Raw genomic sequence first — 20,626 nt, forward strand, 5'->3', positions numbered from 1 at the left:
ACCTGCAATCAGGCGGCGTCCAGGCCGTAGGCGGTGTGCAGGGCGCGCAGCGCCAGCTCCGCATACTCCTCGGCGATCAGGACCGAGATCTTGATCTCCGAGGTCGAGATGACCTGGATGTTGATGCCCTTGTCGGCCAGCGCCTTGAACATGCGCTGGGCGACGCCGGCATGGCTGCGCATGCCGACGCCGATGACCGACACCTTGACCACGTTGGCATCGGAAATGATGCGCTTGTAGTTCAGGGTGGACTGCGCGTCCTCCAGCACCTTCACGGCGCGGGCGATGTCCGCCTTGCCGACGGTGAAGGTCATGTCGGTGGACTTGCCGTCTTCCGACACGTTCTGGACGATCATGTCGACGTTGACGGCGTTGTCGGTCAGCGGACCGAAGATGGCGGCGGCGACGCCCGGCTGGTCGGCGACGCCCACCAGGGTGATCTTCGCCTCGTCGCGGCTGTAGGCGATGCCGCTAACAACTTCCTTTTCCACGATCTCGTCCTCGTCAACAACCAGGGTTCCGGGAAGCGAACTGCCCGCAGCGGCTTCGAAGCTCGACAGCACCTGCACGCGCACGCGGTGGTTCATCGCCATCTCGACCGAGCGGGTCTGAAGCACCTTGGCCCCCTGCGAGGCCATCTCCAGCATTTCCTCGTAGGTGATCTTGTCGAGCTTGCGCGCCTTGGCGACGATGCGCGGGTCGGTGGTGTAGACGCCGTCGACGTCGGTGTAGATGTCGCAACGGTCGGCCTTCACCGCCGCCGCCAGCGCCACCGCCGAGGTGTCCGAGCCGCCGCGGCCCAGCGTGGCGATGCGGCCCTGTTCCGACACGCCCTGGAAGCCCGCGACCACGGCGACTTCGCCGGTCTGCAGAGACTTTTCCATCTCGGTGGTGTCGATGGAGACGATGCGCGCCTTGCCGTGCGTGTCGTCGGTGCGGATCGGCACCTGCCAGCCGGCCCAGGAGCGGGCGGGAATGCCGAGCGACTGCAGGGCGATGGCCAGGAGACCGGAGGTCACCTGCTCGCCCGATGCGACGACCGCGTCATATTCGCGCGCGTCGTGCAGCTTGTCGATGTCGTTGCAGTATTTGACGAGCTGGTTGGTCACGCCGGACATCGCCGACACGACGACGGCGACCTGATGCCCCGCCTTCACCTCTTGCTCGACCTTCCGGGCCACGTTCTTGATGCGGTCGATGTCGCCGACCGACGTGCCTCCGAACTTCAGGACGATCCGCGCCATACCTCACACCATGTCTGGCCGCCCGGTCATGCCATCAGGATCATGCCATCAGGATCATACGGGTCGGCTGAGCGCACCCCCGCTCCACCGTTGCCGGCGCGGGGCGGCGTATCCATACTCCGTCGGTGGAAGCGAGGCAAGTTGCCCGCACCCGTCCCGCCTCACAGTTTACGGATTTTCACCATGACCGCCTCATCCTCCGCCTTCCCGCACGCGTCCGCAACCGCTCCGGCCGGTGGACCCAGTGGCGGAACCGTGGACCCGGAGGATGTCGCCCGCTTCTCCGCGATCGCCGCCGAATGGTGGGATCCGACCGGCAAGTTCAAGCCGCTGCACCGGCTGAACCCGCTGCGCCTGACCTACATCCGCGACAGCGTCTGCAAGCGGCTGGGCCGCGACCCGCTGGTGCCCAACGCGCTGGCGGGGCTGCGGGTGGTCGACATCGGCTGCGGCGGCGGCCTGCTGGCCGAACCGATCGCGCGGATGGGCGCCGACGTGGTCGGCGTCGATGCGTCGGAGAAGAACATCAAGACCGCCGCCACCCACGCCGCCGAGACCGGCACGACCGTCGACTACCGCGCCACCACCGCCGAGGCTCTGGCCGCCAGCGGCGAGACGTTCGACGTGGTGCTGGCGATGGAGGTGATCGAGCATGTCGCCGACGTGAACCTGTTCGTGAAGTCGCTGTCCGACCTGCTGGCGCCGGGCGGCGTGCTGTTCCTGGCGACGCTGAACCGCACGCCGAAATCCTTCGCGCTGGCCATCGTCGGGGCGGAGTACATCCTGCGCTGGCTGCCGCGCGGCACCCACAACTGGCGCCAGTTCCTGCGCCCGTCCGAACTGAACGCCGCCGTACGCACGTACGGCCTGAGCGTACGCGACCTGACCGGCATCACGTACAACCCGCTGAGCGACGAGTTCCGGCTGAACGCGCGGGATCTGGACGTGAACTACATGGGCTGGGCGGAGCGGGTGTGAAGTCGCATAGCCTACGTCATATTGTAGGCATTTCCAGAAAGCGCCAGGAAAACGGTTGTCGTCTCCTGGCGCATAGTATTAAATAAGGAGAAATTTACCTCACATTCTCCCTGTGGCTTCATATATGGAAAATTCAACTCATATCAAAAATCGGGCAGCCTTGAGGATATGGCTGAACAATAAGTCTGCCGCATGGTCGCGCGCTATCGCATTGCGCGCATCCATCCGTGTTCTTCCTGTGCTTGCTAGAATGGCGGAAGCATCAGAAAGGAACATTAGGCAAAAGAGATATGAACGCACTTTACTTTCGGCACTGCGCATAACTCTTCTTACTTGCACGTCAGAATCAAAGGAATTGCCCCTATTATTTGGCAGAGAAATACGAGGTTCATATCCAGCAGCCTTAAGAGACTCTCTTGAATCATTTGGCCTTGCCGTCGACACGGCTAATTCAAAAGACGATATACTGGCCGCATCTAACGCAGCTGCAACTGTTGATGCAGCTTCGAAAGCACTAGGGCCAGCATTAACTTCTAATAATTTATGGCTAGCAGTTCAGAGTGATATTAATTTTTTAGAAACTGATTTATCCGTCTCTCCTGATAAACAGGCGAAAAAATTAATTCTCCAACCTATCTGGCATGATGCCCAGCCTGCCAGGCTAAAATATGCTTGGAATATTTTTTCGCGCAGCGACACTGCAAAGAATGCATTGTTTTCTCCATGGATTACTTGGTACAACGCATTAGCATTTCCGAAGGAACACAATGATCCCATAAATATATTTGGTGAAGAAATAGCTGATTACATCAATTCCCAGGAAAACTCTTGGTGGAGTCGGCCAGTATTTGATATTAATGAAGAAATAAATCTTTTGATTGCAGCTCGACCTGATTATTTCGATAAAAACGAATTCATTCAGAATGATATTCTGTATGCATTAGATAGCCTACCCCCACAACAAGCTGCCCCCTATCTGTTCGACTGGCGCGACGGGCGCATGGAGGTTCTTCCGCCCGACGTTCTGCCCGAGGATGGCGGGATTGCCCAGGATTACCTCGACGAGACGCGGGAGAAGGCCAACGACCTGCTCGATGCCCTGGCCCGTAGCAACACCGATCCCAACATTGCCCGTAAGGTCGGTAGGCTGCGGGAGGTTCTGACCGAACGCGCCGCCGATCTGCGCCCGGCGCTGGTGGACTCACGCAGCATTTCCGTCGAACGGCTCGCCAAGGCGCTCGACAACCCGCAGGACGCAGCGGAAATGCCGGCCCGCATCTTGGCGGATTTGGGCGACCTCGCCGACACAGCGCGCCGCCTGTGCAACTGTCTGCCCGCTCTGTGGCAGCGCGATGTCGAGCGGTTGGCGAACAGCCTGTCACCAGACAGCGCATCCACCCTGCTCCATCACCTCGACGCACTACGCGACGGGATTAAGGACGCGGATATCATCGGGCCGGACGTGCAGGCGGCCTTCGCTAGCCTCTCGGAAGATAGCGCCGAGCCGGATGCCGACGATATGCGTCGGCGACGCATCGCGATGTTCGGCCTTACAGCCCGTAACCTACTGACCACTCTGCTTCGCGCCAGCAAGGACGCGGCGGACAAATTGGTGGGCTTCGCAACAGGAGCAGGAGACAAGATAACCGGCTTTTCAAAAGAAGCTTTAGAAAAGCCGGTGGACTTTGCAAAGGATGTCCGCAAAGAGATTTACCCTGAGCTGGTCAAGGGAACTGCAAAGTTCATAATCGGTTCAGGTATCAGTATCGCAGCAGCGTACCTAATTATCACCGTCCTTGGACCGGCCACCGGTATCGCGAAATTCTTCCCGGAGATTGACAGAATCATCCGAATCCTCGAAGCCCTGAAGGCCGGCGAAGGCAAGCCCCCCACGCCGTCGGCAGGTACCGAACCGCCGCTCAGTCCTCGTACACCGCGTCCAACGGCAGAGAGAGGTCCAACGCGGCCAGCATGACCGGACCCTCGCGCGCCATATCGACGGTCCAGCCGGCACCGTCGCGGCGGTACACCTCGACCAGACGTTCGGTCTGGGAAACCAGCACGATCTCGCAGAGGGATGGGATTTTCTGGTAGTTGGTCCGCTTCTCCCGCCGGTCGATGGCCTCGGTGCTGTCGGACAGCACCTCCACCACCAGGACCGGATCCTTGACGACATAGGGATCGTCGTCGTCGCCGGCGCAGGTCGCGACGAGATCGGGGTAGTAGAAGGCATTCGCCGCCTCGACCCGGACCTTCACATCATTGGCGTAAGCTTGGCATCCGCGGGCGCGGGCAGCCTGCCGCAGGGCGACGAACAGGTTGCCGACGATGGTCGCGTGACGGCGGCTCGCCCCGACCATGGCGAAGATCTCGCCATCGACATACTCATGGCGCACTTCGGCCGTCCGCTCGGCGGCGAGATAGTCCTGCGGCGTAATCCACGGCTTGCGCTGTGCGTTCCCCATGGCCTTGGCCCCCGTCGGTCGTGTCGGCTTGCCGGTATCCTACCAGCCCGTCCGGCCCCAAACCACTTGGTGCATCCGCCGCCAAAGAAAAAGGGCCGCGCACGATCCCGTGCGGCGGCCCTTTCGGCATGCTGTGCCCCTCACCGGCGGCCCGTCAGTTGGACGGCGTCGGCTCGTGCTGGGTCAGGAGCGCGTACATCGCGTCGCCGGATTCGGCTCCGCGCAGCTTCTCGCACATGGACTGGTCGCGCAGAAGGCGCGACACGCGGGCGAGCGCCTTCAGATGGTCGGCTCCCGCCTGCTCCGGGGCGAGGAGGAGGAAGATCAGATCGACCGGCTGCTCATCGATCGCGTCGAAATCGATGGGCCGCTCCAGGCGGGCGAAGACGCCATGGACGCGGTCCAGGCTGGACAGCTTGCCGTGCGGGATGGCGATGCCATGGCCCACGCCGGTCGTGCCCAGCCTTTCGCGCTCCAGAAGCACGTCGAAGATCGCCCGCTCGTGCTGACCGGTCAGCTCGGACGCTTTGCGCGCCATCTCCTGCAGGGCCTGCTTCTTGTTGCCGGCCTTCAGGTTCGGGAGGATGGCGTGCGGAGAGATGAGGTCGAGCATGACGCTTCTTGACCAGCGAGACGGGTCGGCGCCGTCAGGCGCCGGCCTTCTCCGCCGGATCGACCCAGCCGATGTTCCCGTCGGCGCGGCGATAGACCATGTTCAGGCGGCCATGCGCACCGTTGTGGAACATCAGGGCGGGGGCCTGCGCCAGTTCCAGGCGCATCACCGCCTCGCTGACCGACAGGGTGGCGATGCTCGTCTCCATCTCGGCCACGACCATCGGGTTGGCGACGCCGTCGGCGGCAGCCTCGACCTCGTCGTGATGCTCCTCGGCCTCGGCTTCCAGCACGCGGTAGCTGGCCGGGACGGCGGCGCCGTTCTCGGCGGCGTGGTGGTCGCGCAGGCGGCGCTTGTAGCGGCGCAGGCGCTTGGCCAGCTTCTCGCAGGCGATGTCGAAGGCCGGGTAGGGTTCGGTGGCGTCGCCGGCACTCTGCAGGACGATGCCGCGGCCCACATGGACCTGGATATCGGCCTTGTAGAGATGCGCGTCCTTGGTCAGGACGACGTTCGCCTCGATCGGCTTGTCGAAGTACTTGCCGACGACGGCGTTCAGGCTATCGGCCACATGGGTGCGCAGAGCGTCGCCCACATCGAGCTGCTTGCCTTTGACGGAGAGTTGCATGGTGGAACGTTTCCAAAAATTGGTCCGCTGGGGACGGTGTAGACACGACGTTCTAAGATGCCCGCATTCTTAAGATGCTGATCCGCCGCTTGCGGGCCGGGACGATAGGCAAGGGTCACCGGACTGTCAATCGAGCCCTCCCCCGTCCGACCCACCTACATGCGTGACATCTTGGCACGTCGTCGCTGCACCGATGACGGTATTTTCATCGCTTCACGATACTTCGCGACCGTCCGCCGCGCAATGTCGATCCCTTCCGCACGGAGAATCTCCACCAGTTTGTCGTCCGAAAGCACGTCGTCCGGCTTTTCCGCATCGATCATGGTCTTGATGCGGTGCCGAACCGCTTCCGCGGAATGGGAGGCCTGGCCGTCCGCACCCTGGATGGCGGAGGTGAAGAAGTATTTCAGCTCGAAGACGCCGCGCGGGGTCGCCATGAACTTGTTGGTGGTGACGCGGCTGACGGTGCTCTCATGCATGCCGATGGCCTCGGCGATGTCGCGCAGGATCAGCGGCCGAAGATGCGAGACGCCGTGGATGAAGAAGGCGTCCTGCTGGCGGATGATCTCGCTCGCCACCTTCAGGATGGTGGTGGCGCGCTGGTGCAGCGACTTGACCAGCCAGTTCGCCGACTGGAACCGCTCGGAGATGTATTCCTTGTCGGCCTTGTTGCGGGCGCTGTCGGAGATGCGGGCGAAATAGCGGTGGTTGACCAGCACCCGCGGCAGCGTGTCCGGGTTCAGGTCGATCAGCCAGCCGCCGCCGGGATTGGCGCGCATCAGGATGTCGGGGGTGACCAGCTGGGCCGGCGTGTGGTCGAAGGCCAGCGCCGGCTTCGGGTTCAGCTTGCGGATGTCGACGACCATGTCGGCGACGTCCTCGGCATCGACGCCGCAGACCTTCATGATGGCCGGCAGGTTGCGCGCGGCCAGAAGCTCCAGATTGTCGAGCAGCGCCGCCATCGCCGGGTCGAGCCGGTTCTTCTCGCGCAGCTGGATCGCCAGGCATTCCTTCAGCGACCGCGCGAAGATGCCGGGCGGATCGAAGCGCTGGCAGGCGGCCAGCACCCGCTCCACCCGCTCCACTTCGCAGCCCAGCTGTTCGGCCATCGCCCGGGCGTCGAATCCGACCAGCCAGCCGGCCTCGTCCAGCATGTCGATCAGGGCCAGCCCGATCAGCTGGTCGCCGAGGTCGGGCAGGTCGATCTTCAGCTGTTCGGTCAGGTGGTCGCGCAGGTTCTTTTCGCTGGTCAGCGTCGCTTCGAGGTTGCTGTCGTCATCGTCGAAGCCGCTGCGGCCGCCGCGCTCGCCATAGGAGCCGTAGACCTCGCTGCCGCCGTCCGAGCCGTCGGAAAAGCGGTCGTCGCCATAGACATTTTCGAAATCGGTGTCGAGCGGCGCCTCCGACGAGGAAGCCATCGTGTCCGACGAGGTCATCTCCACGGTGTCGCGGGTGCGCCCGTCGGTCGGCGCCAGGGCCGGGCCGTCGTCGCGGCCGTTCAGCCCGTCGATGCTGAGGCCGTTCGCCTCCATGCCGCCGGGGCCGTCCAGCCCGCCCGGCGCCTCGCCGCCGGCACCGTCGCCGACAACGGGGTCGCTGCCGCCGTCGCTGGGGCCGCTGTCGCGCTCCAGCAGCGGGTTCTGCTCGATCTCGCGGTCGACGAAGTCCGACAGTTCGATGTTCGACAGCTGCAGCAGCTTGATCGCCTGCTGCAGCTGCGGCGTCATCACCAGTGTCTGGGCTTGTCGAAGGTCGAGACGTTGAGCAAGCGCCATGGCTGTTGAACCGGGACCAGTGGGAACGGAGGGCTACAGACTGAACCGGTCGCCGAGATAGACCCGACGCACGCCCTCGTGCGCCACGATCTCGTCCGGCCGTCCCTCCATTAGTACCACACCATCGTGCAAAATGTATGCCCGATCGACGAGGTCGAGCGTTTCACGCACGTTGTGGTCGGTGATCAGCACGCCGATGCCGCGGTCGCGCAGGTGGCCGACCAGCTCGCGGATGTCGTTCACGGCGATGGGATCGATGCCGGCCAGCGGCTCGTCCAGCAGGATGAAGTGCGGCTGCCCGGCGAGCGCGCGGGCGATCTCCACGCGCCGCCGCTCGCCGCCCGACAGCGCCAGGGCGGGGGAGCGGCGGAGATGCGTGACCGAGAATTCGGCCAGCAGCTCGTCCAGCATCGCCTCGCGCGCGTCGCGGTCGCTTTCCACCACCTCCAGCACGGAGCGGATGTTGTTCTCCACCGTCATGCCGCGGAAGATCGAGGCCTCCTGCGGCAGATAGCCGATGCCGAGCCGGGCGCGGCGGTACATCGGCAATGCCGTGATGTCCTGCCCGTCCAGCGTGATCGTGCCGGAATCGGCGGCGATCAGGCCGGTGATCATGTAGAAGCAGGTGGTCTTGCCGGCGCCGTTGGGGCCGAGCAGCCCGACCGCCTCGCCGCGCTGGACGCTGATGGAGACGTCGCGCACCACCGGCCGCTTCTTGAACGACTTGCCGAGATGCTGGGCCACCAGCCCTTCGGTCGGGACGGATGCCGTGGGGCTGCTGCCGGCGGGCGCGGCGCCGGGTCCGTTCGCGGTCAGCACGGTCACGGCTTCTTGCCCGCGGCGGCGGCGCTCTTGCCGCCCTCGGTCTTCTCACCGGGAATCAGCAGGCCGCTGACCCGGCCGCCGGCATCGCGGCCGGCGATGACGCGGTTGATCTTGGTGTTCATGTTCATCTCGGCGGCTTCGCCGTTCAGCTGGTTGTCGCCGCGGGTGATCTTGACGTTGCCCATCAGCACCGCGACGTTGTCGGCGACGGAATAGACCAGCTTGTCGGCCAGCGCCACGTCGGTGGGGGTGGTGACGACGATGTTGCCGGATCCGTCGATCCGCTCCATCTGGGTGGTGCCGTCCGGCATCTTCTTCAGCCGGCCGATCAGCACGTCGGCGCGCAGCCGGTCGTTGCCGCGCACCGCCACCGCGTCGCCGCGCGCCACGGTCAGGTCCTGCGCCTCGTAATATTCCAGGCTGTCGCGGGCGGTGACCACGTCCTTGGTCGTGACCAGCTTCAGGTCCTTGCCGGTGACGACGGCCACCTGCTTGTCGACGTCATAGACGCCATGGTCGCCGAACACCTGCTGGGTCGGGCTGACGATGCGGACATTGCCGTCGGCCACCAGCTGGAACACCTCGTTCCCCTTGCCGGGAACCTCGCGGTAATAGGCGGTCAGCACGTCGGCGAAGACGGTCGAGTCGTTGCGCTTGGCCGACGCGTTGCCGCGCGCCACATAGGCGCGGACGTCCTGGTGCCATTCGATCGCCTGATCGGCGTTGATCTCCACCGGCTGCTTGCCGCCCATGCCGGGCAGCCCCTGGGCGAAGGCCGAGGTGGAAAGCGGAGATGCGAAAGAGAAAAACCCGCCGGCCAGGATGGCCGACAGGGTCAGGGCAATACGGAGTGTGGGGGGACGGAATGGCGACCGTTTGGACGTCACGGCTTCTTGCTCCCGGGGCGCTCGGCGGCCTGGACCTCGGCCTTCGACTGGTTGAGGAAGACGACGTTCTTGCCGCGGTCCGTCATGCGGAAGCCCTTGGCGTTGATCTCGCCCTGCGGACCCTGGCCGGTCACCGCCTGCTCGCCCCAGGCGTTGCCCTTGCGGATGTCGGCCTCGGCCTCGCTGGTGGTGAACTCGTTGCCGTCGTCGCGCAGGACATGGACGTTGCCGCGCATCAGCAGGATGCCGGTGCTCTGGTTGTACCAGCCCTTGTCGGAGCGCATGGTCACCCAGGTGCCGGTGCTCTCGGTCATTTCCGCCTGCGGGTCGTCCAGCAGGACGATGTCGGGCTGGTCGGCCGACTTGTCGGCCTTGGCCGCCACCAGCGAGAAGGGCTGGTTGTGTTCGTCCAGGCTGAAATAGCGCGGCTTCAGCATCTCGCTCTGCCCGGCGTCGGCGGAGACGCGCGGGGTCGGCGGGCTGTTCAGCGACGGCCAGGCGGCCAGCAGCGCCACCATCGCCAGCGCCGCCGCCGGCAGCACGAACTTCATGGCCGAGACGAAGCGGCTGTAGAACCGGCCGACCGGCCGCGTGCTCCGCCGCCGGTGCGCCCTGAGCGCGGTCGGCGGCTCCGCCGGCGCCGGGACGCGGGCGTCCCGGCCGACGGCGGTCGGGGCGGGTGCGGTGCGGCCGGCTGCCGTACGGTCGGGGCTGCGCAGGTCGTCCAGGCTCAACTCTTCGTCCCTCCGGCTCGGCGCTTGGCTTCCATGATGGGCGGGAACGGCGTCAGGCGGCGCCGGCGCGCAGGACATCGTGGATGTGCACGATGCCGAGCGGCCGATCCGCCTCGATCACGAACAGGGTGGTGATCTTCTTGTCGTTCATCTCGCGCAGCGCCTCGACGATCAACGCCTTCGGGCGGATGGTCTTGGGCCGCGGCGACATGATGCTGTCCGCGCGTTCCGCCAGAAGCTCCGGCGTCAGATGACGGCGCAGGTCGCCGTCGGTGATGATCCCGACCAGCGCCCCGGCTTCGTCGGTCACCCCGACGCAGCCCAGCCGCTTGGCCGTCATCTCGAAGATGACGTCGGACAGCGGCGAGTCAAGGCGGCACAGGGGCAAATCATCGCCCTTGTGCATGATGTCGGTGACCTTCAGCAATGCGCGGCCCAACTGGCCGCCGGGGTGGAACTCGCGGAAATCGGCGGCGGAGAAGCCGCGCCGCTCCAGCAGGGCCACCGCCAGCGCATCGCCCAGCGCCAGCATCATCGTGGTGGAGGTGGTGGGCGCCAGCCCCAGCGGGCAGGCTTCCGGCTCCGGCGGGACCACCAGCGCCACGTCCGACTGTTCGGCCAGCGAGGAGGCGGCACGCCGAGTCATGCCGATCAGCGGGATGCCGAAGCGGCGGGTGTAGGCGATGATGTCCGCCAGTTCGTGCGTCTCGCCGGAGTTGGACAGGGCCACCACCGCGTCGATCCTGGCGATCATGCCGAGGTCGCCGTGGCTCGCCTCGCCCGGATGGACGAAGAGGGCCGGCGTGCCGGTGGAGGCCATGGTCGCGGCGATCTTGCGGGCGACATGTCCCGACTTGCCCATACCGGTGACGACGACGCGGCCTTCGATGCCCTGGAGGATGTCGAGCGCCCGCAGGAACTCGCCGTCGAGGCTGCCGGCCAGCGCGACCAGCGCATCGGCCTCGGTCCGCAGGACGCGGGTGGCGCAGGCGAGATCGCGGTTCTCCACGGCGGTCGACCCGGTGGGGCTCGACTCCATCGAAGCGGTGGAGCTGTCGGTCAGGCTGGACGTGATAACGCTGGTCAAGGCTGTCATGCCTTCCATTCAAGAGGCCCGTCCGCGGGCCGTTCACACCACAGGCCCCGCAAGGGGCCGTTCGCACCATAGGCCCCGCATGGGGCCGTTCACAAACACGGCGCCTGCCCGGAGGGCTCCCGGCAGGCGCGTCGTGCAGTATGCCCCCCGGCGGACGCCGGGTCAAATCCACGGCCGGTCAGGGGAAGAGGTGTCGCAGGTGGCCGCCTCTCCCGCGGCGCCGAGCGACACACCCCCTTCCGGGTTCCCGTACCGCATCCGGACCAACATCCCTCTTCGGCCGTCATTCCCGCGAAGGCGGGAATCCAGCCGGCTCAGCGGCACGACCGCGGAGTTTCCTGGATCCCCGCCTTCGCGGGGATGACGCGAAGTCTCATTGGTCCCAGAGATTCCGCAGCGTGGGACGTGGTCGTACGCAACCACACAGGGCGGGAGAGGGCTTGATCGTGCGATCAGTGCGCCAGAATGTCCGGGGTTTCCCAGCCGCCGAGGTCCAGCTCGCCGCGGGCGGGCAGGAAGTCGAAGCAGGCCTGGGCCAGATGGGTGCGGCCCTCGCGCGCCAGCATGACGTCCAGCTTCGCCTTCAGGTCGTGCAGGTGCAGCACGTCGGATGCCGCATACTTCATCTGGTCGGTGGTCAGCTCGGGCGCGCCCCAGTCGGAGGACTGCTGCTGCTTGGAGATCTCGACGCCGAGCAGATCCTTGCACAGGTCCTTCAGGCCATGGCGGTCGGTGAAGGTGCGGACCAGCTTGGAGGCCACCTTGGTGCAATAGACCGGCTGGCAGCTGACGCCGAGATAGGCCTTCATCACCGCCACGTCGAAACGGGCGAAGTGGAACAGCTTGGTCACGTCGGGGCGGGTCAGCAGGCGCTTCAGGTTCGGCGCCTCGTACTGGCCGGGGCGGAACTGGACCAGATGGACGGCACCGTCGCCGGCCGACAGCTGCACGAGACAGAGGCGGTCGCGATGGGGGTTCAGCCCCATGGTCTCGGTGTCGATGGCCACGCAGTTGTCGCGGGCGCCGGCGGCGAGGTCGAGGCCGTCGGGGAGGTCGCCGTCATGAAGGTCGATGGGCATGGTCGCGTCCCGGGGTGGTCAGGCCCCCGGCCACGGACCCTAGAAACGACGAACGCCGCTCTGCACTTTCCCCTTCTCGATCGAAGGAGCTGTGCATGCGGCGCAGCCGGGTAGAAAGAAATGGTGCCCAGGAGAAGACTCGAACTTCCACGACATTTCTGCCACAGGTACCTGAAACCTGCGCGTCTACCAATTCCGCCACCTGGGCTCGGTGCTCGGTGTGTGGGCGGTTGTTTAATGATCCGGCCGGGGGGCGTCAACAGCTTTTTTCCGACCCCTTCATTTTTTTGTCGCACGACACCCGGCGCGGCGATGCAGCCCCTGGCTTGGCGGCGGTCCATTCGCTATAAGCATGCCCGCAGTTCCAGCAGTCATCCAGGCGACACACAGTCGGACGACGCGCGGGGGGGCGCGAGGCGGGCCATGGAAAGGCCGCAGCGCGGAAACCCCGGTTCCCCCCTGGATTTGGCGCGCAACGACACGGGAGACGGTCGATGTCCTATCGCACTCAGGTTATCACGGTGTTCGGCGGTTCGGGCTTCATCGGCCGCCACCTGATCCGGCGCCTCGCCAAGTCGGGCGCCCTCATCCGCATCGCCACCCGCAATCCGGGCAAGGCCACCTTCCTGAAGACGGCCGGCGCCGTCGGCCAGATCGTGCCCTTCGCCACCGACTGCACCGACGACGTGTCGGTCGCCCGCGCCCTGCAGGGGGCGGACGTCGCCATCAACCTGCTGGGCGTGCTGTACGAGCGCGGGAGCCAGAGCTTCCAGGGCGTGCATGTCGATGCCGCCTCGCGCATCGCCCGGCTGGCAGCATCGGCCGGCGTCAGCCGCCTGGTCCATGTCTCCGCCATCGGCGCCGACGCCGCCTCGCCGTCGGTCTATGCCCGTTCCAAGGCGGCGGGCGAGCAGGCGGTGCTGTCCGCCTTCCCGGCGGCGACGATCCTGCGCCCCAGCATCGTCTTCGGGCCGGAGGACAACTTCTTCAACAAGTTCGCGGCGATGGCGCAGAAGGCCCCCGCCCTGCCGCTGATCGGCGGCGGCAAGACCCTGTTCCAGCCGGTCTATGTCGGCGATCTGGCCGACGCCATCGTCGCCGCGCTGGCGACCGACGGCGCCCGCGGCAAGACCTATGAGCTGGGCGGCCCGCGCGTCTACACCTTCCGCGAACTGCTGGAGCTGACCCAGAAGGACATCCAGCGCCACCGTCCGCTGGTGACCATCCCCTGGAACTTCGCCGACTCGCTGGCCGGCATCCTGGAGAAGGTGCCGGTGCTGGCCCCGGCGCTGACCCGCGATCAGGTCGCGCTGCTGAAGCAGGACAACGTCGTCTCGCCGACCGCGCTGGGCTTCAAGGACCTCGGCATCACCGAACTGGCGACCTGCGAGGTGATCCTGCCGACCTACCTGTCGCGCTTCATCGTCGGCGGCAAGTACAGCGGCCTGACCAACAACGCCCATTAAAGGCGGGTCCGGTTCCGTGACTCCCGAAAGCCCCGGCCCCCGCGCCGGGGCTTTTGCGTTCTCCAGGCTGCGCGCGCCGGCTGCCTTCGCCTGCGGCGCGGTCATCGGCACGCTGGGCGGCCTGATCGGTCTGGGCGGGGCGGAGTTCCGCCTGCCGCTGCTGATCGGCGCTTTCCGCTTCGCAGCACTGGACGCCGTCATCCTGAACAAGGCGATGAGCCTCGTCGTCGTCGCCGCCGCCCTGCCGTTGCGCGCCGGGACGGTCCCGCTGGGCCTCGTCGCCGCCAATGGCGGGGTGGTCGCCACCCTGCTGGCCGGCAGCCTGCCGGGTGCCTGGATCGGCGCGGGATGGGCGATGCGGATGGATGCCGCCCGGTTGCAGCGGGTGATGGCCGCGCTGCTGGTGCTGATCGCCGCCGTGCTGCTGTTCGGGCATGGCCTGACGGGAGGGGCGGGGCCGCTGCTGGAAGGGCCGGCGCTGACCGTCGCCGGGACGGTGGCCGGCTTCGCCATCGGGGTCGTCGCCTCGCTGCTGGGCGTGGCCGGGGGCGAACTGCTGATCCCGACCCTGGTCCTGCTGTTCGGGGTGGACGTGAAGCTGGCCGGCAGCCTGTCGCTGGCGATCAGCCTGCCGACCATGATCGTCGGCTTCTCCCGCTACGCCCGCGACCGCAGCCTGGTCCTGCTGGTCCGGCAGCGCGGCTTCGTCCTGCTGATGGCGGCGGGGTCGCTCGCCGGCGCCTTCATCGGCGGGCTGCTGCTGGGCGTGGTGCCGGACTGGCTGCTGCTGCCGGGGCTGGCGACGATCCTGCTGCTGTCGGCCGTCCGGATGTGGCGGCATTGACGTCGTTTCAGTCTCTTTTGCTCGTGAGCGTCGAGCCCTCCGAGAAGAGAACTGAAAAAGAAAACGCCTCCGGCCATAAGACCGGAGGCGCTGTCCCGACGTTTCCGTCTGGCACCAAAGTCGCCAACAGGAAGCAGCTACTCACCATCGATCAGGGTCGCACCACCCCATCTCACCGAGCTTCGCCTTATCGGCTGAGCAACAACTGAATGAGCATGTAAGCAGACAACACAATCAAGGCGTTGAGCTTCCAAAGGAGGATCTTTCGGAAATTTTCGATGACCAGTTCTTCAAGATCATCAATGAATTTCCTTATGATCAACCACTTGGTCCAGTTCTCCCCATACCACTTCCGCACTGCGTATATCGCAGCGCAGAGCGGAAAAGTGGCATAGTAGAGCCACGAGTAGAAATTGGTGGTCACGCTCCAGCTCCGTGCCTGTTCGGCGCGAAGTTGGATTGCTTCGAACACCATATCTCCCCCCATGGTGACGACCTCAGCCTGTGCCTCTCCAGTCATTGCCAATACTAAGATGGAGAGAAGCGCGATACTCTGGGGGACTGCTCGATCTATCAAGATTGGCCTCCATGAGTAAGGTGGCTTTCGGTGTCACCCCTCGAACATAAGGGGCAGAAAGACTATGCATTTTGATAGAAATGCTTACGAGTCATATTTTAATATGCGTACATCTCTGCCAAACCTTTTTACCGCATACATTTATATTATATCTTCTTTAGCTCAATATATAAGTCAATGATTTTTATATGGTTTTCCTCCACGCGACTTTGTGAAAGTCAAAGAGCATACGAGACATCACAATCTTGCATAAGTGCATCAACGATTTTTTCCCGTTAGTCAGATGGCTTCGGGAAGACAGCCATCATTTCGAACTTGGCTGGATAGGGTTCAGCGGATCCGAGACTTGGCTTGGTCCTCCTCTCCTCCCACCTGCGCTATCCCTCACAATCGGGTCGAACCTTCTGGGGAATTGATGTCCGACGTCACAAAAGACCGCGAAGCCGGCTATTCGGCCACAGCTGATGCCGCCGCGCGCTGGGCCACCGTCGCCGCCTTCTTCCTGAACGGCACCGTCTTCGGCGTGTGGGCGACGCAGATTCCGCTGCTGAAGAACCGGTTGGATCTCAGTCCGGCGGTGCTGGGCGTTGCTCTGCTCTGCCTTGCCGTCGGCGCCCTGACGGCGATGATCGCCAGCGGCCCGTTGTTGGGGCGGATCGGCAGTGCACCGGTGACGCGGGTGACCGCCCTGCTGTTCGCCGGGTTGCTGCCGCTGCCGGCGCTGGTGCCGGACGTGGTGATGCTGTGCATCGTGCTGGCGGCGTTCGGCGCGTCGGGCGGCACCATGGACGTCGCCATGAACGCGCAGGGCGCCCTGGTGGAGCGGCGGCTCGGCCGGCCGATCATGTCGTCGCTGCACGGGATGTGGAGCCTGGGCGGGCTGGCCGGGGCTGGCCTAGGCGGTCTGCTGCTGCCGCTGATGCCGGCGGCGGCACAGGCGGGGCTGGTGTCGGCCGGTTTGCTCGTGCCCTTCCTGCTGCTGCAGGGGCGCTTCCTGCCCGACCGCAATGCCGGCGGCGGCGGGCTGGTTCTGCCCGACCGCAAGACCCTGCTGCTGGGGCTGCTGGCCGCCCTGTCCTTCATGAGCGAGGGCGCCATCCTGGATTGGAGCGCCATCCACCTGCGCGACGACCTCGGCGCGCCGGCCTCGGTCGCCGGCATGGGGTTCGGCGTGTTCTGCGCCGCCATGGCGGTCGGACGGTTCAGCGGCGACCGGCTGCGCCACCGGTTCGGCGGGGCGACGCTGATGCGCGGCGGCGGGCTGTTGGCCGCGGCCGGGCTGGGACTCGTGCTGGCTGGGGGAGCGGTCGGGGACGGGCTGCCGCTGCTGGCGATAACCGGATTCGGGCTGACCGGGATCGGCCTGTCGAACGTCGTGCCCGTGCTGTTCAGCACGGCCGGCGCGACGGAGACCGGCCATGCCGGCCATGCGGTCGCCGCGGTGTCCACCATGGGCTATGCCGGCGTGCTGACCGGTCCGCCGCTGGTCGGCTTCATCGCCGAAGCGACCAGCCTCGCCACCGCCTTCGCGCTGATCGCGCTGCTGGCGCTGGGGATGGCCGCCGCCGCGGCCCGTGCGGTGCCGCGGCCGCGCTGATCCGAAGGGCTGAGGCCGCGACAAAAGTAAAGTAGTAGCGTTGCCTATTTGACAGGCGCCGATACCATTTCCTATTGTTTGAGAATCATCCGCTTTTCGGAGCGGCCCGACCGACGACGATCATCGCCCCTCGGGTATCCGTAACGCATGGAGGAGTTGGCTGTGGTTTGGAACAAGCAGCGCGACGATGTGGTGCTTTGCTTCCAGGGAAGCCCGGCCGGCCATGAAAGCTCAAGCACTCGGGATGCCTTTGGGTCTTCGGCGTCGACGCTTGTCCGCCCTTCGAAGCCGCTGAAGGGTCAACCCGTCGTTCTGGGCAAACGCAGCCTGCGTCAGGCGCAGGACAATTCTCCCGCCATTCCCTCCGGCTACCGCTTGGCAACGCGGGATGAGCTTTACGACACCGGTCGCGGTCACTTCGACCTGAGCGAGGTTACTGTTTGTCCACCGGAAAGCCGCGAGGAGATGGAGGCGCTTGACTGTGTCGTCGCCATGCTTGAGGCGCGGCACCGTTGACGATGACGTGAGAGGCTCGACCTCTCAGCTTCGCCTTTCGGTTCTGGCAGCACGTTGGACGTGCAGAACAAGGCCCTGATGCGGCCGTTCGTCGCCAACATTGATGCCCATTGCAATTCGCTGGAACTTTCGGGAGAGTCGTTGCAAATCTCCCGCTATCCGCATGCGTGATGATCAGACCTGTCCTTGTCGACTACAACGGCATCGCGTTTCCGGCGGACGATGACGACGCGGCGGCCCTGCATGCGGTTCTGCTGAAGACGATCCGCAATCCGTTCAAGCCGGACCATGTGCAGCCACTTGCCGGAGAGCCGGTATTGGTCATGTCGATCAATCATGGCCGACGCGCGGCCGGGGTGGCCTATCGCTTCGATGTCAGATCGCCACCTCCGGGAACGGTTTACCGTGTCGGAAACCGCCTGACCGATGAACCTTACGTTCTCCTGTCGATACGGCACATGGTGGTCGGGACACGCTGAACCCGGCGGCCTTCCGCCGCCGGGCAGCATCACGGACATATGCGCGATTTCACAGATACAGAAAGGCCAGCATGCCGGTGCCGATGGCGATGCGGTACCAGCCGAAGGGGGTGAAGCCGTAGCGGCCGACGAAATCGACCAGCGTCTTCACCACCAGGGCCGCGGCGATGAAGGCGGTGACGAAGCCGACCAGGATCAGCAGGCCGCTGTCCAGGCTCATCACCGACCAGTTCTTGTAGAGGTCGTAGGCGGTGGCGCCGGCCATGGTCGGCACTGCGAGGAAGAAGGAGAATTCGGCCGCCGTCTTGCGGTCGACGCCCATCAGCAGGGCGCCCAGGATGCTGGCGCCCGAGCGCGACACGCCCGGCACCAGCGCCAGGCACTGGCAGAAGCCGATCTTCAGCGCCAGCGGGGCCGGAAAATTCTCGATCTGGTGATAGCGGGCGACCGGAATCAGGCGCTCCACCAACAGGATGGCCACACCGCCCAGGATCAGCGCGATGCTGACGACGGTGGGGTTGAACAGCACCGCCTTGATGACTCCGTGCAGCCCGGCGCCGAGCACCATCGCCGGCAGGAAGGCGATCAGCACGGCCATGACGAAACGCCGCGCCGCCGGATCGTCCTTCAGCCCTGTGGCAACACGCCACAGCCGGTGGAAATAGACGACGCAGATCGCCAGAATGGCGCCAAGCTGGATCACCACCTCGAACACCTTGCCGGGCGGTCCCTGGAAGCCCAGAAGCTCGTCCAGCATGATGAGGTGGCCGGTCGAGGAGACGGGCAGGAACTCGGTCAGCCCCTCCACCAGCCCCATGAGTGTGGCGTCCAGATATTGATCGATCATCATCGCGGCACGCAGCCTTCGGCAGGTTGGATGTTGCAGCGCTTATAGCAGGGCGCGGCCGGGCTTGGCGATGGCGAGGGTTCGGTACTCCTATTCGAGCGATAGTCCTGTTTCGAGACTAATTTTCTGTCTCGTTTTTGTGACACCCTACCGCCACGCCTACGCATTCCAGCCTTGCGAAGGAAAAGGTCAACAAACCGGACCTATCGGCGCTTTTGTGCTTCCGCAGGCCCGTCTCATGCGTTATATGACGAGCGTCCGCCACTTTGCGGACGTTCGATTTCAACCCAGCCGGTCGGTGTAGGCCAACGCCGCAGCCCCCGGTCAGGCCCAGCAAGGCGATGTCCCCGGAACAGACGGCGGGGCCGCGAAGCGAAGGAGCAGACGTCATGGCGAACCAGAAAATGTTGGGCTTCGTGCACACCGCGCAGAAGATGCCCGACAAGCGGTCTGCCGCCGACCGCCGCCAGGACTTCGCGGAGATCTACGCCCGCTTCAGCGACGAGCGCGCCGGCGAGCAGGCCAATCGCTGCTCGCAGTGCGGCGTTCCCTTCTGCCAGGTGCATTGCCCGGTCTCCAACAACATCCCGGACTGGCTGAAGCTGACCGCCGAGGGGCGTCTGGAGGAGGCTTACGAGGTCTCCCAGGCCACCAACAACTTCCCCGAAATCTGCGGCCGCATCTGCCCGCAGGACCGCCTGTGCGAGGGCAACTGCGTCATCGAGCAGTCGACCCACGGCGCCGTCACCATCGGCTCGGTCGAGAAGTACATCAACGACACCGCCTGGGAGAACGGCTGGGTCAAGCCGCGCAAGCCGGCCCGCGAGCTTGGCCTGTCGGTCGGCGTGATCGGCGCCGGCCCGGCCGGCCTCGCCGCCGCCGAGGAGCTGCGCGCCAAGGGCTACGAGGTCCATGTCTACGACCGCTACGACCGCATGGGCGGCCTGCTGGTCTACGGCATTCCCGGCTTCAAGCTGGAGAAGGACGTCGTCGCCCGCCGCGTCCAGCGTCTGGCCGATGCCGGCGTCATCTTCCATTCGAATTTCGAGGTCGGCCGCGACGCCACCCTGGCCGAGCTGCGCGAACGCCATGTGACGATCCTGGTCGCCACCGGCGTCTACAAGGCCCGCGACATCAAGGCTCCCGGCTCGGGTCTGAAGAACATCGTCCCGGCGCTGGAATACCTGACCACCTCCAACCGCGTCGGCCTTGGCGACTCCGTCGAGGCTTACGAGGACGGCTCGCTGAACGCCGCCGGCAAGAAGGTGGTGGTTCTGGGCGGCGGCGACACCGCGATGGACTGCGTGCGCACGGCGATCCGCCAGGGTGCGACGTCCGTCAAGTGCCTGTACCGCCGCGACCGCAAGAACATGCCGGGCTCGCAGCGCGAAGTGGCGCATGCCGAGGAAGAGGGCGTCGAGTTCGTCTGGCAGGCAGCGCCGGAAGCCTTCACCGGCGACGACGTGGTGACCGGCGTCCGCGCCGTCCGCATCCATCTGGGTGTCGCCGACGCCACCGGCCGCCAGACCCCGCAGGTGATCGAGGGCTCCGAGTTCACCGAGCCGGCCGACCTCGTCATCAAGGCGCTCGGCTTCGAGCCGGAGGATCTGCCGGGCATGTTCGGCTCGCCGGACCTGACCGTCACCCGCTGGGGCACGCTGCTGGTCGACCACCGCACCAAGATGACCAGCCTGGACGGCGTCTTCGCCGCCGGCGACATCGTCCGCGGCGCCTCGCTGGTGGTGTGGGCCATCCGCGACGGCCGCGACGCCGCCGACGCGATGCACGCCTACGCCCAGACCGTCGGCGCGCCCAGGCTGGCCGTCGCGGCGGAGTAAGGCGCTTACGTCGCCAAGCCGCTTGCCCCCTCCCCGCCCCTCCCCCGCTTCGCGGGAGAGGGTGCCTTACGGGAAGGCGGCGGCAGTCCCCTCTCCCACCGCAGGTGGGGGAGGGTTAGGGAGGGGGCAATACGCCTTCTC

At 65.5% G+C, this 20,626-nt stretch carries 20 protein-coding genes and 1 tRNA gene; 8 read left to right on the forward strand and 13 right to left on the reverse strand.

Annotated elements, in window-relative coordinates:
* Nucleotides 1-8 precede the first annotated feature (8 nt).
* Complete coding sequence (locus FZ029_RS25040) at nucleotides 9-1,244, reverse strand: aspartate kinase (RefSeq protein ID WP_085087122.1); 1,236 nt, start codon at nucleotides 1,242-1,244, stop codon at nucleotides 9-11.
* A 183-nt stretch (nucleotides 1,245-1,427) separates the two neighbouring features.
* On the opposite strand from FZ029_RS25040, the gene ubiG reads away from it, so the two are divergent.
* The gene (gene ubiG, locus FZ029_RS25045) at nucleotides 1,428-2,222 is read left to right on the forward strand and encodes a bifunctional 2-polyprenyl-6-hydroxyphenol methylase/3-demethylubiquinol 3-O-methyltransferase UbiG (RefSeq protein ID WP_247892488.1); all 795 of its coding nucleotides are present in this window, start codon (nucleotides 1,428-1,430) and stop codon (nucleotides 2,220-2,222) included.
* Nucleotides 2,223-2,346: 124 nt separating this feature from the next.
* Nucleotides 2,347-4,197, forward strand: a complete 1,851-nt coding sequence (locus tag FZ029_RS25050; protein WP_149272424.1) for a hypothetical protein — start codon at nucleotides 2,347-2,349, stop codon at nucleotides 4,195-4,197.
* On the opposite strand, the gene FZ029_RS25055 is transcribed toward FZ029_RS25050, so the two are convergent.
* From FZ029_RS25055 to FZ029_RS25100, 10 genes are all read right to left on the reverse strand, one after another.
* Nucleotides 4,142-4,687 (reverse strand): Uma2 family endonuclease, encoded by a 546-nt coding sequence (locus tag FZ029_RS25055; protein WP_149272425.1) that lies wholly within the window; start codon nucleotides 4,685-4,687, stop codon nucleotides 4,142-4,144. The two genes, FZ029_RS25050 and FZ029_RS25055, sit on opposite strands and share 56 nt — an antisense overlap.
* Nucleotides 4,688-4,841: 154 nt before the next feature.
* On the reverse strand, nucleotides 4,842-5,300 hold the full coding sequence (gene ptsN / locus FZ029_RS25060) for a PTS IIA-like nitrogen regulatory protein PtsN (protein ID WP_109074398.1): 459 nt from the start codon (nucleotides 5,298-5,300) through the stop codon (nucleotides 4,842-4,844).
* Nucleotides 5,301-5,334: 34 nt separating this feature from the next.
* Nucleotides 5,335-5,925, reverse strand: coding sequence for a ribosome-associated translation inhibitor RaiA (gene raiA / locus FZ029_RS25065; RefSeq protein ID WP_149200731.1), 591 nt, complete (start codon nucleotides 5,923-5,925; stop codon nucleotides 5,335-5,337).
* Between the two features lie 155 nt (nucleotides 5,926-6,080).
* On the reverse strand, nucleotides 6,081-7,700 hold the full coding sequence (gene rpoN / locus FZ029_RS25070) for an RNA polymerase factor sigma-54 (protein ID WP_149272426.1): 1,620 nt from the start codon (nucleotides 7,698-7,700) through the stop codon (nucleotides 6,081-6,083).
* A 33-nt stretch (nucleotides 7,701-7,733) separates the two neighbouring features.
* Entirely contained in the window at nucleotides 7,734-8,525 is a 792-nt protein-coding gene (lptB, locus tag FZ029_RS25075; protein ID WP_149200733.1) for an LPS export ABC transporter ATP-binding protein, read from the reverse strand.
* Nucleotides 8,522-9,412 (reverse strand): LptA/OstA family protein, encoded by an 891-nt coding sequence (locus tag FZ029_RS25080; RefSeq protein WP_149272427.1) that lies wholly within the window; start codon nucleotides 9,410-9,412, stop codon nucleotides 8,522-8,524. Before FZ029_RS25080 ends, lptB begins: the two co-directional genes overlap by 4 nt.
* Nucleotides 9,409-10,146 carry an LPS export ABC transporter periplasmic protein LptC gene (lptC, locus tag FZ029_RS25085; protein WP_247892489.1) on the reverse strand — a complete coding sequence of 246 codons (738 nt, stop codon included), beginning with the start codon at nucleotides 10,144-10,146 and terminating at the stop codon, nucleotides 9,409-9,411. Before lptC ends, FZ029_RS25080 begins: the two co-directional genes overlap by 4 nt.
* Nucleotides 10,147-10,198: 52 nt before the next feature.
* Nucleotides 10,199-11,242, reverse strand: coding sequence for a KpsF/GutQ family sugar-phosphate isomerase (locus tag FZ029_RS25090; RefSeq protein ID WP_188052050.1), 1,044 nt, complete (start codon nucleotides 11,240-11,242; stop codon nucleotides 10,199-10,201).
* A gap of 452 nt (nucleotides 11,243-11,694) precedes the next feature.
* On the reverse strand, nucleotides 11,695-12,321 hold the full coding sequence (locus tag FZ029_RS25095; protein ID WP_149200736.1) for a ribonuclease H-like domain-containing protein: 627 nt from the start codon (nucleotides 12,319-12,321) through the stop codon (nucleotides 11,695-11,697).
* A 121-nt stretch (nucleotides 12,322-12,442) separates the two neighbouring features.
* Nucleotides 12,443-12,529: transfer RNA gene (locus tag FZ029_RS25100), tRNA-Leu, on the reverse strand.
* Between the two features lie 286 nt (nucleotides 12,530-12,815).
* Between FZ029_RS25100 and FZ029_RS25105 the strand changes: the two genes are divergently transcribed.
* A complete protein-coding gene (locus FZ029_RS25105; protein WP_149272429.1) occupies nucleotides 12,816-13,787 on the forward strand; it encodes a complex I NDUFA9 subunit family protein in 972 nt (323 codons plus the stop codon).
* Between the two features lie 16 nt (nucleotides 13,788-13,803).
* Nucleotides 13,804-14,631: a sulfite exporter TauE/SafE family protein gene (locus FZ029_RS25110; RefSeq protein ID WP_149272430.1), complete on the forward strand. Its 828-nt coding sequence runs from the start codon at nucleotides 13,804-13,806 to the stop codon at nucleotides 14,629-14,631.
* Nucleotides 14,632-14,818: 187 nt separating this feature from the next.
* On the opposite strand, the gene FZ029_RS25115 is transcribed toward FZ029_RS25110, so the two are convergent.
* Nucleotides 14,819-15,208: a hypothetical protein gene (locus FZ029_RS25115; RefSeq protein ID WP_149272431.1), complete on the reverse strand. Its 390-nt coding sequence runs from the start codon at nucleotides 15,206-15,208 to the stop codon at nucleotides 14,819-14,821.
* Between the two features lie 415 nt (nucleotides 15,209-15,623).
* On the opposite strand from FZ029_RS25115, the gene FZ029_RS25120 reads away from it, so the two are divergent.
* The 3 genes from FZ029_RS25120 (at nucleotide 15,624) to FZ029_RS25130 (ending at nucleotide 17,800) form a co-directional block, all read left to right on the forward strand.
* Nucleotides 15,624-16,805, forward strand: coding sequence for an MFS transporter (locus FZ029_RS25120; RefSeq protein ID WP_149272432.1), 1,182 nt, complete (start codon nucleotides 15,624-15,626; stop codon nucleotides 16,803-16,805).
* 147 nt (nucleotides 16,806-16,952) lie between these two features.
* A complete protein-coding gene (locus FZ029_RS25125) occupies nucleotides 16,953-17,321 on the forward strand; it encodes a hypothetical protein (RefSeq protein WP_149272433.1) in 369 nt (122 codons plus the stop codon).
* Between the two features lie 170 nt (nucleotides 17,322-17,491).
* On the forward strand, nucleotides 17,492-17,800 hold the full coding sequence (locus FZ029_RS25130) for a hypothetical protein (protein ID WP_149272434.1): 309 nt from the start codon (nucleotides 17,492-17,494) through the stop codon (nucleotides 17,798-17,800).
* A 49-nt stretch (nucleotides 17,801-17,849) separates the two neighbouring features.
* Here FZ029_RS25130 and FZ029_RS25135 read toward each other — a convergent pair whose 3' ends face one another.
* Entirely contained in the window at nucleotides 17,850-18,650 is an 801-nt protein-coding gene (locus FZ029_RS25135) for an undecaprenyl-diphosphate phosphatase (RefSeq protein WP_149200740.1), read from the reverse strand.
* Nucleotides 18,651-19,036: 386 nt separating this feature from the next.
* Between FZ029_RS25135 and FZ029_RS25140 the strand changes: the two genes are divergently transcribed.
* Entirely contained in the window at nucleotides 19,037-20,485 is a 1,449-nt protein-coding gene (locus tag FZ029_RS25140) for an NAD(P)-dependent oxidoreductase (protein WP_149272435.1), read from the forward strand.
* Nucleotides 20,486-20,626: the final 141 nt, after the last annotated feature.

This window comes from Azospirillum sp. Sh1 (assembly GCF_008365135.1).
Taxonomy (GTDB): Bacteria; Pseudomonadota; Alphaproteobacteria; order Azospirillales; family Azospirillaceae; genus Azospirillum; species Azospirillum oryzae.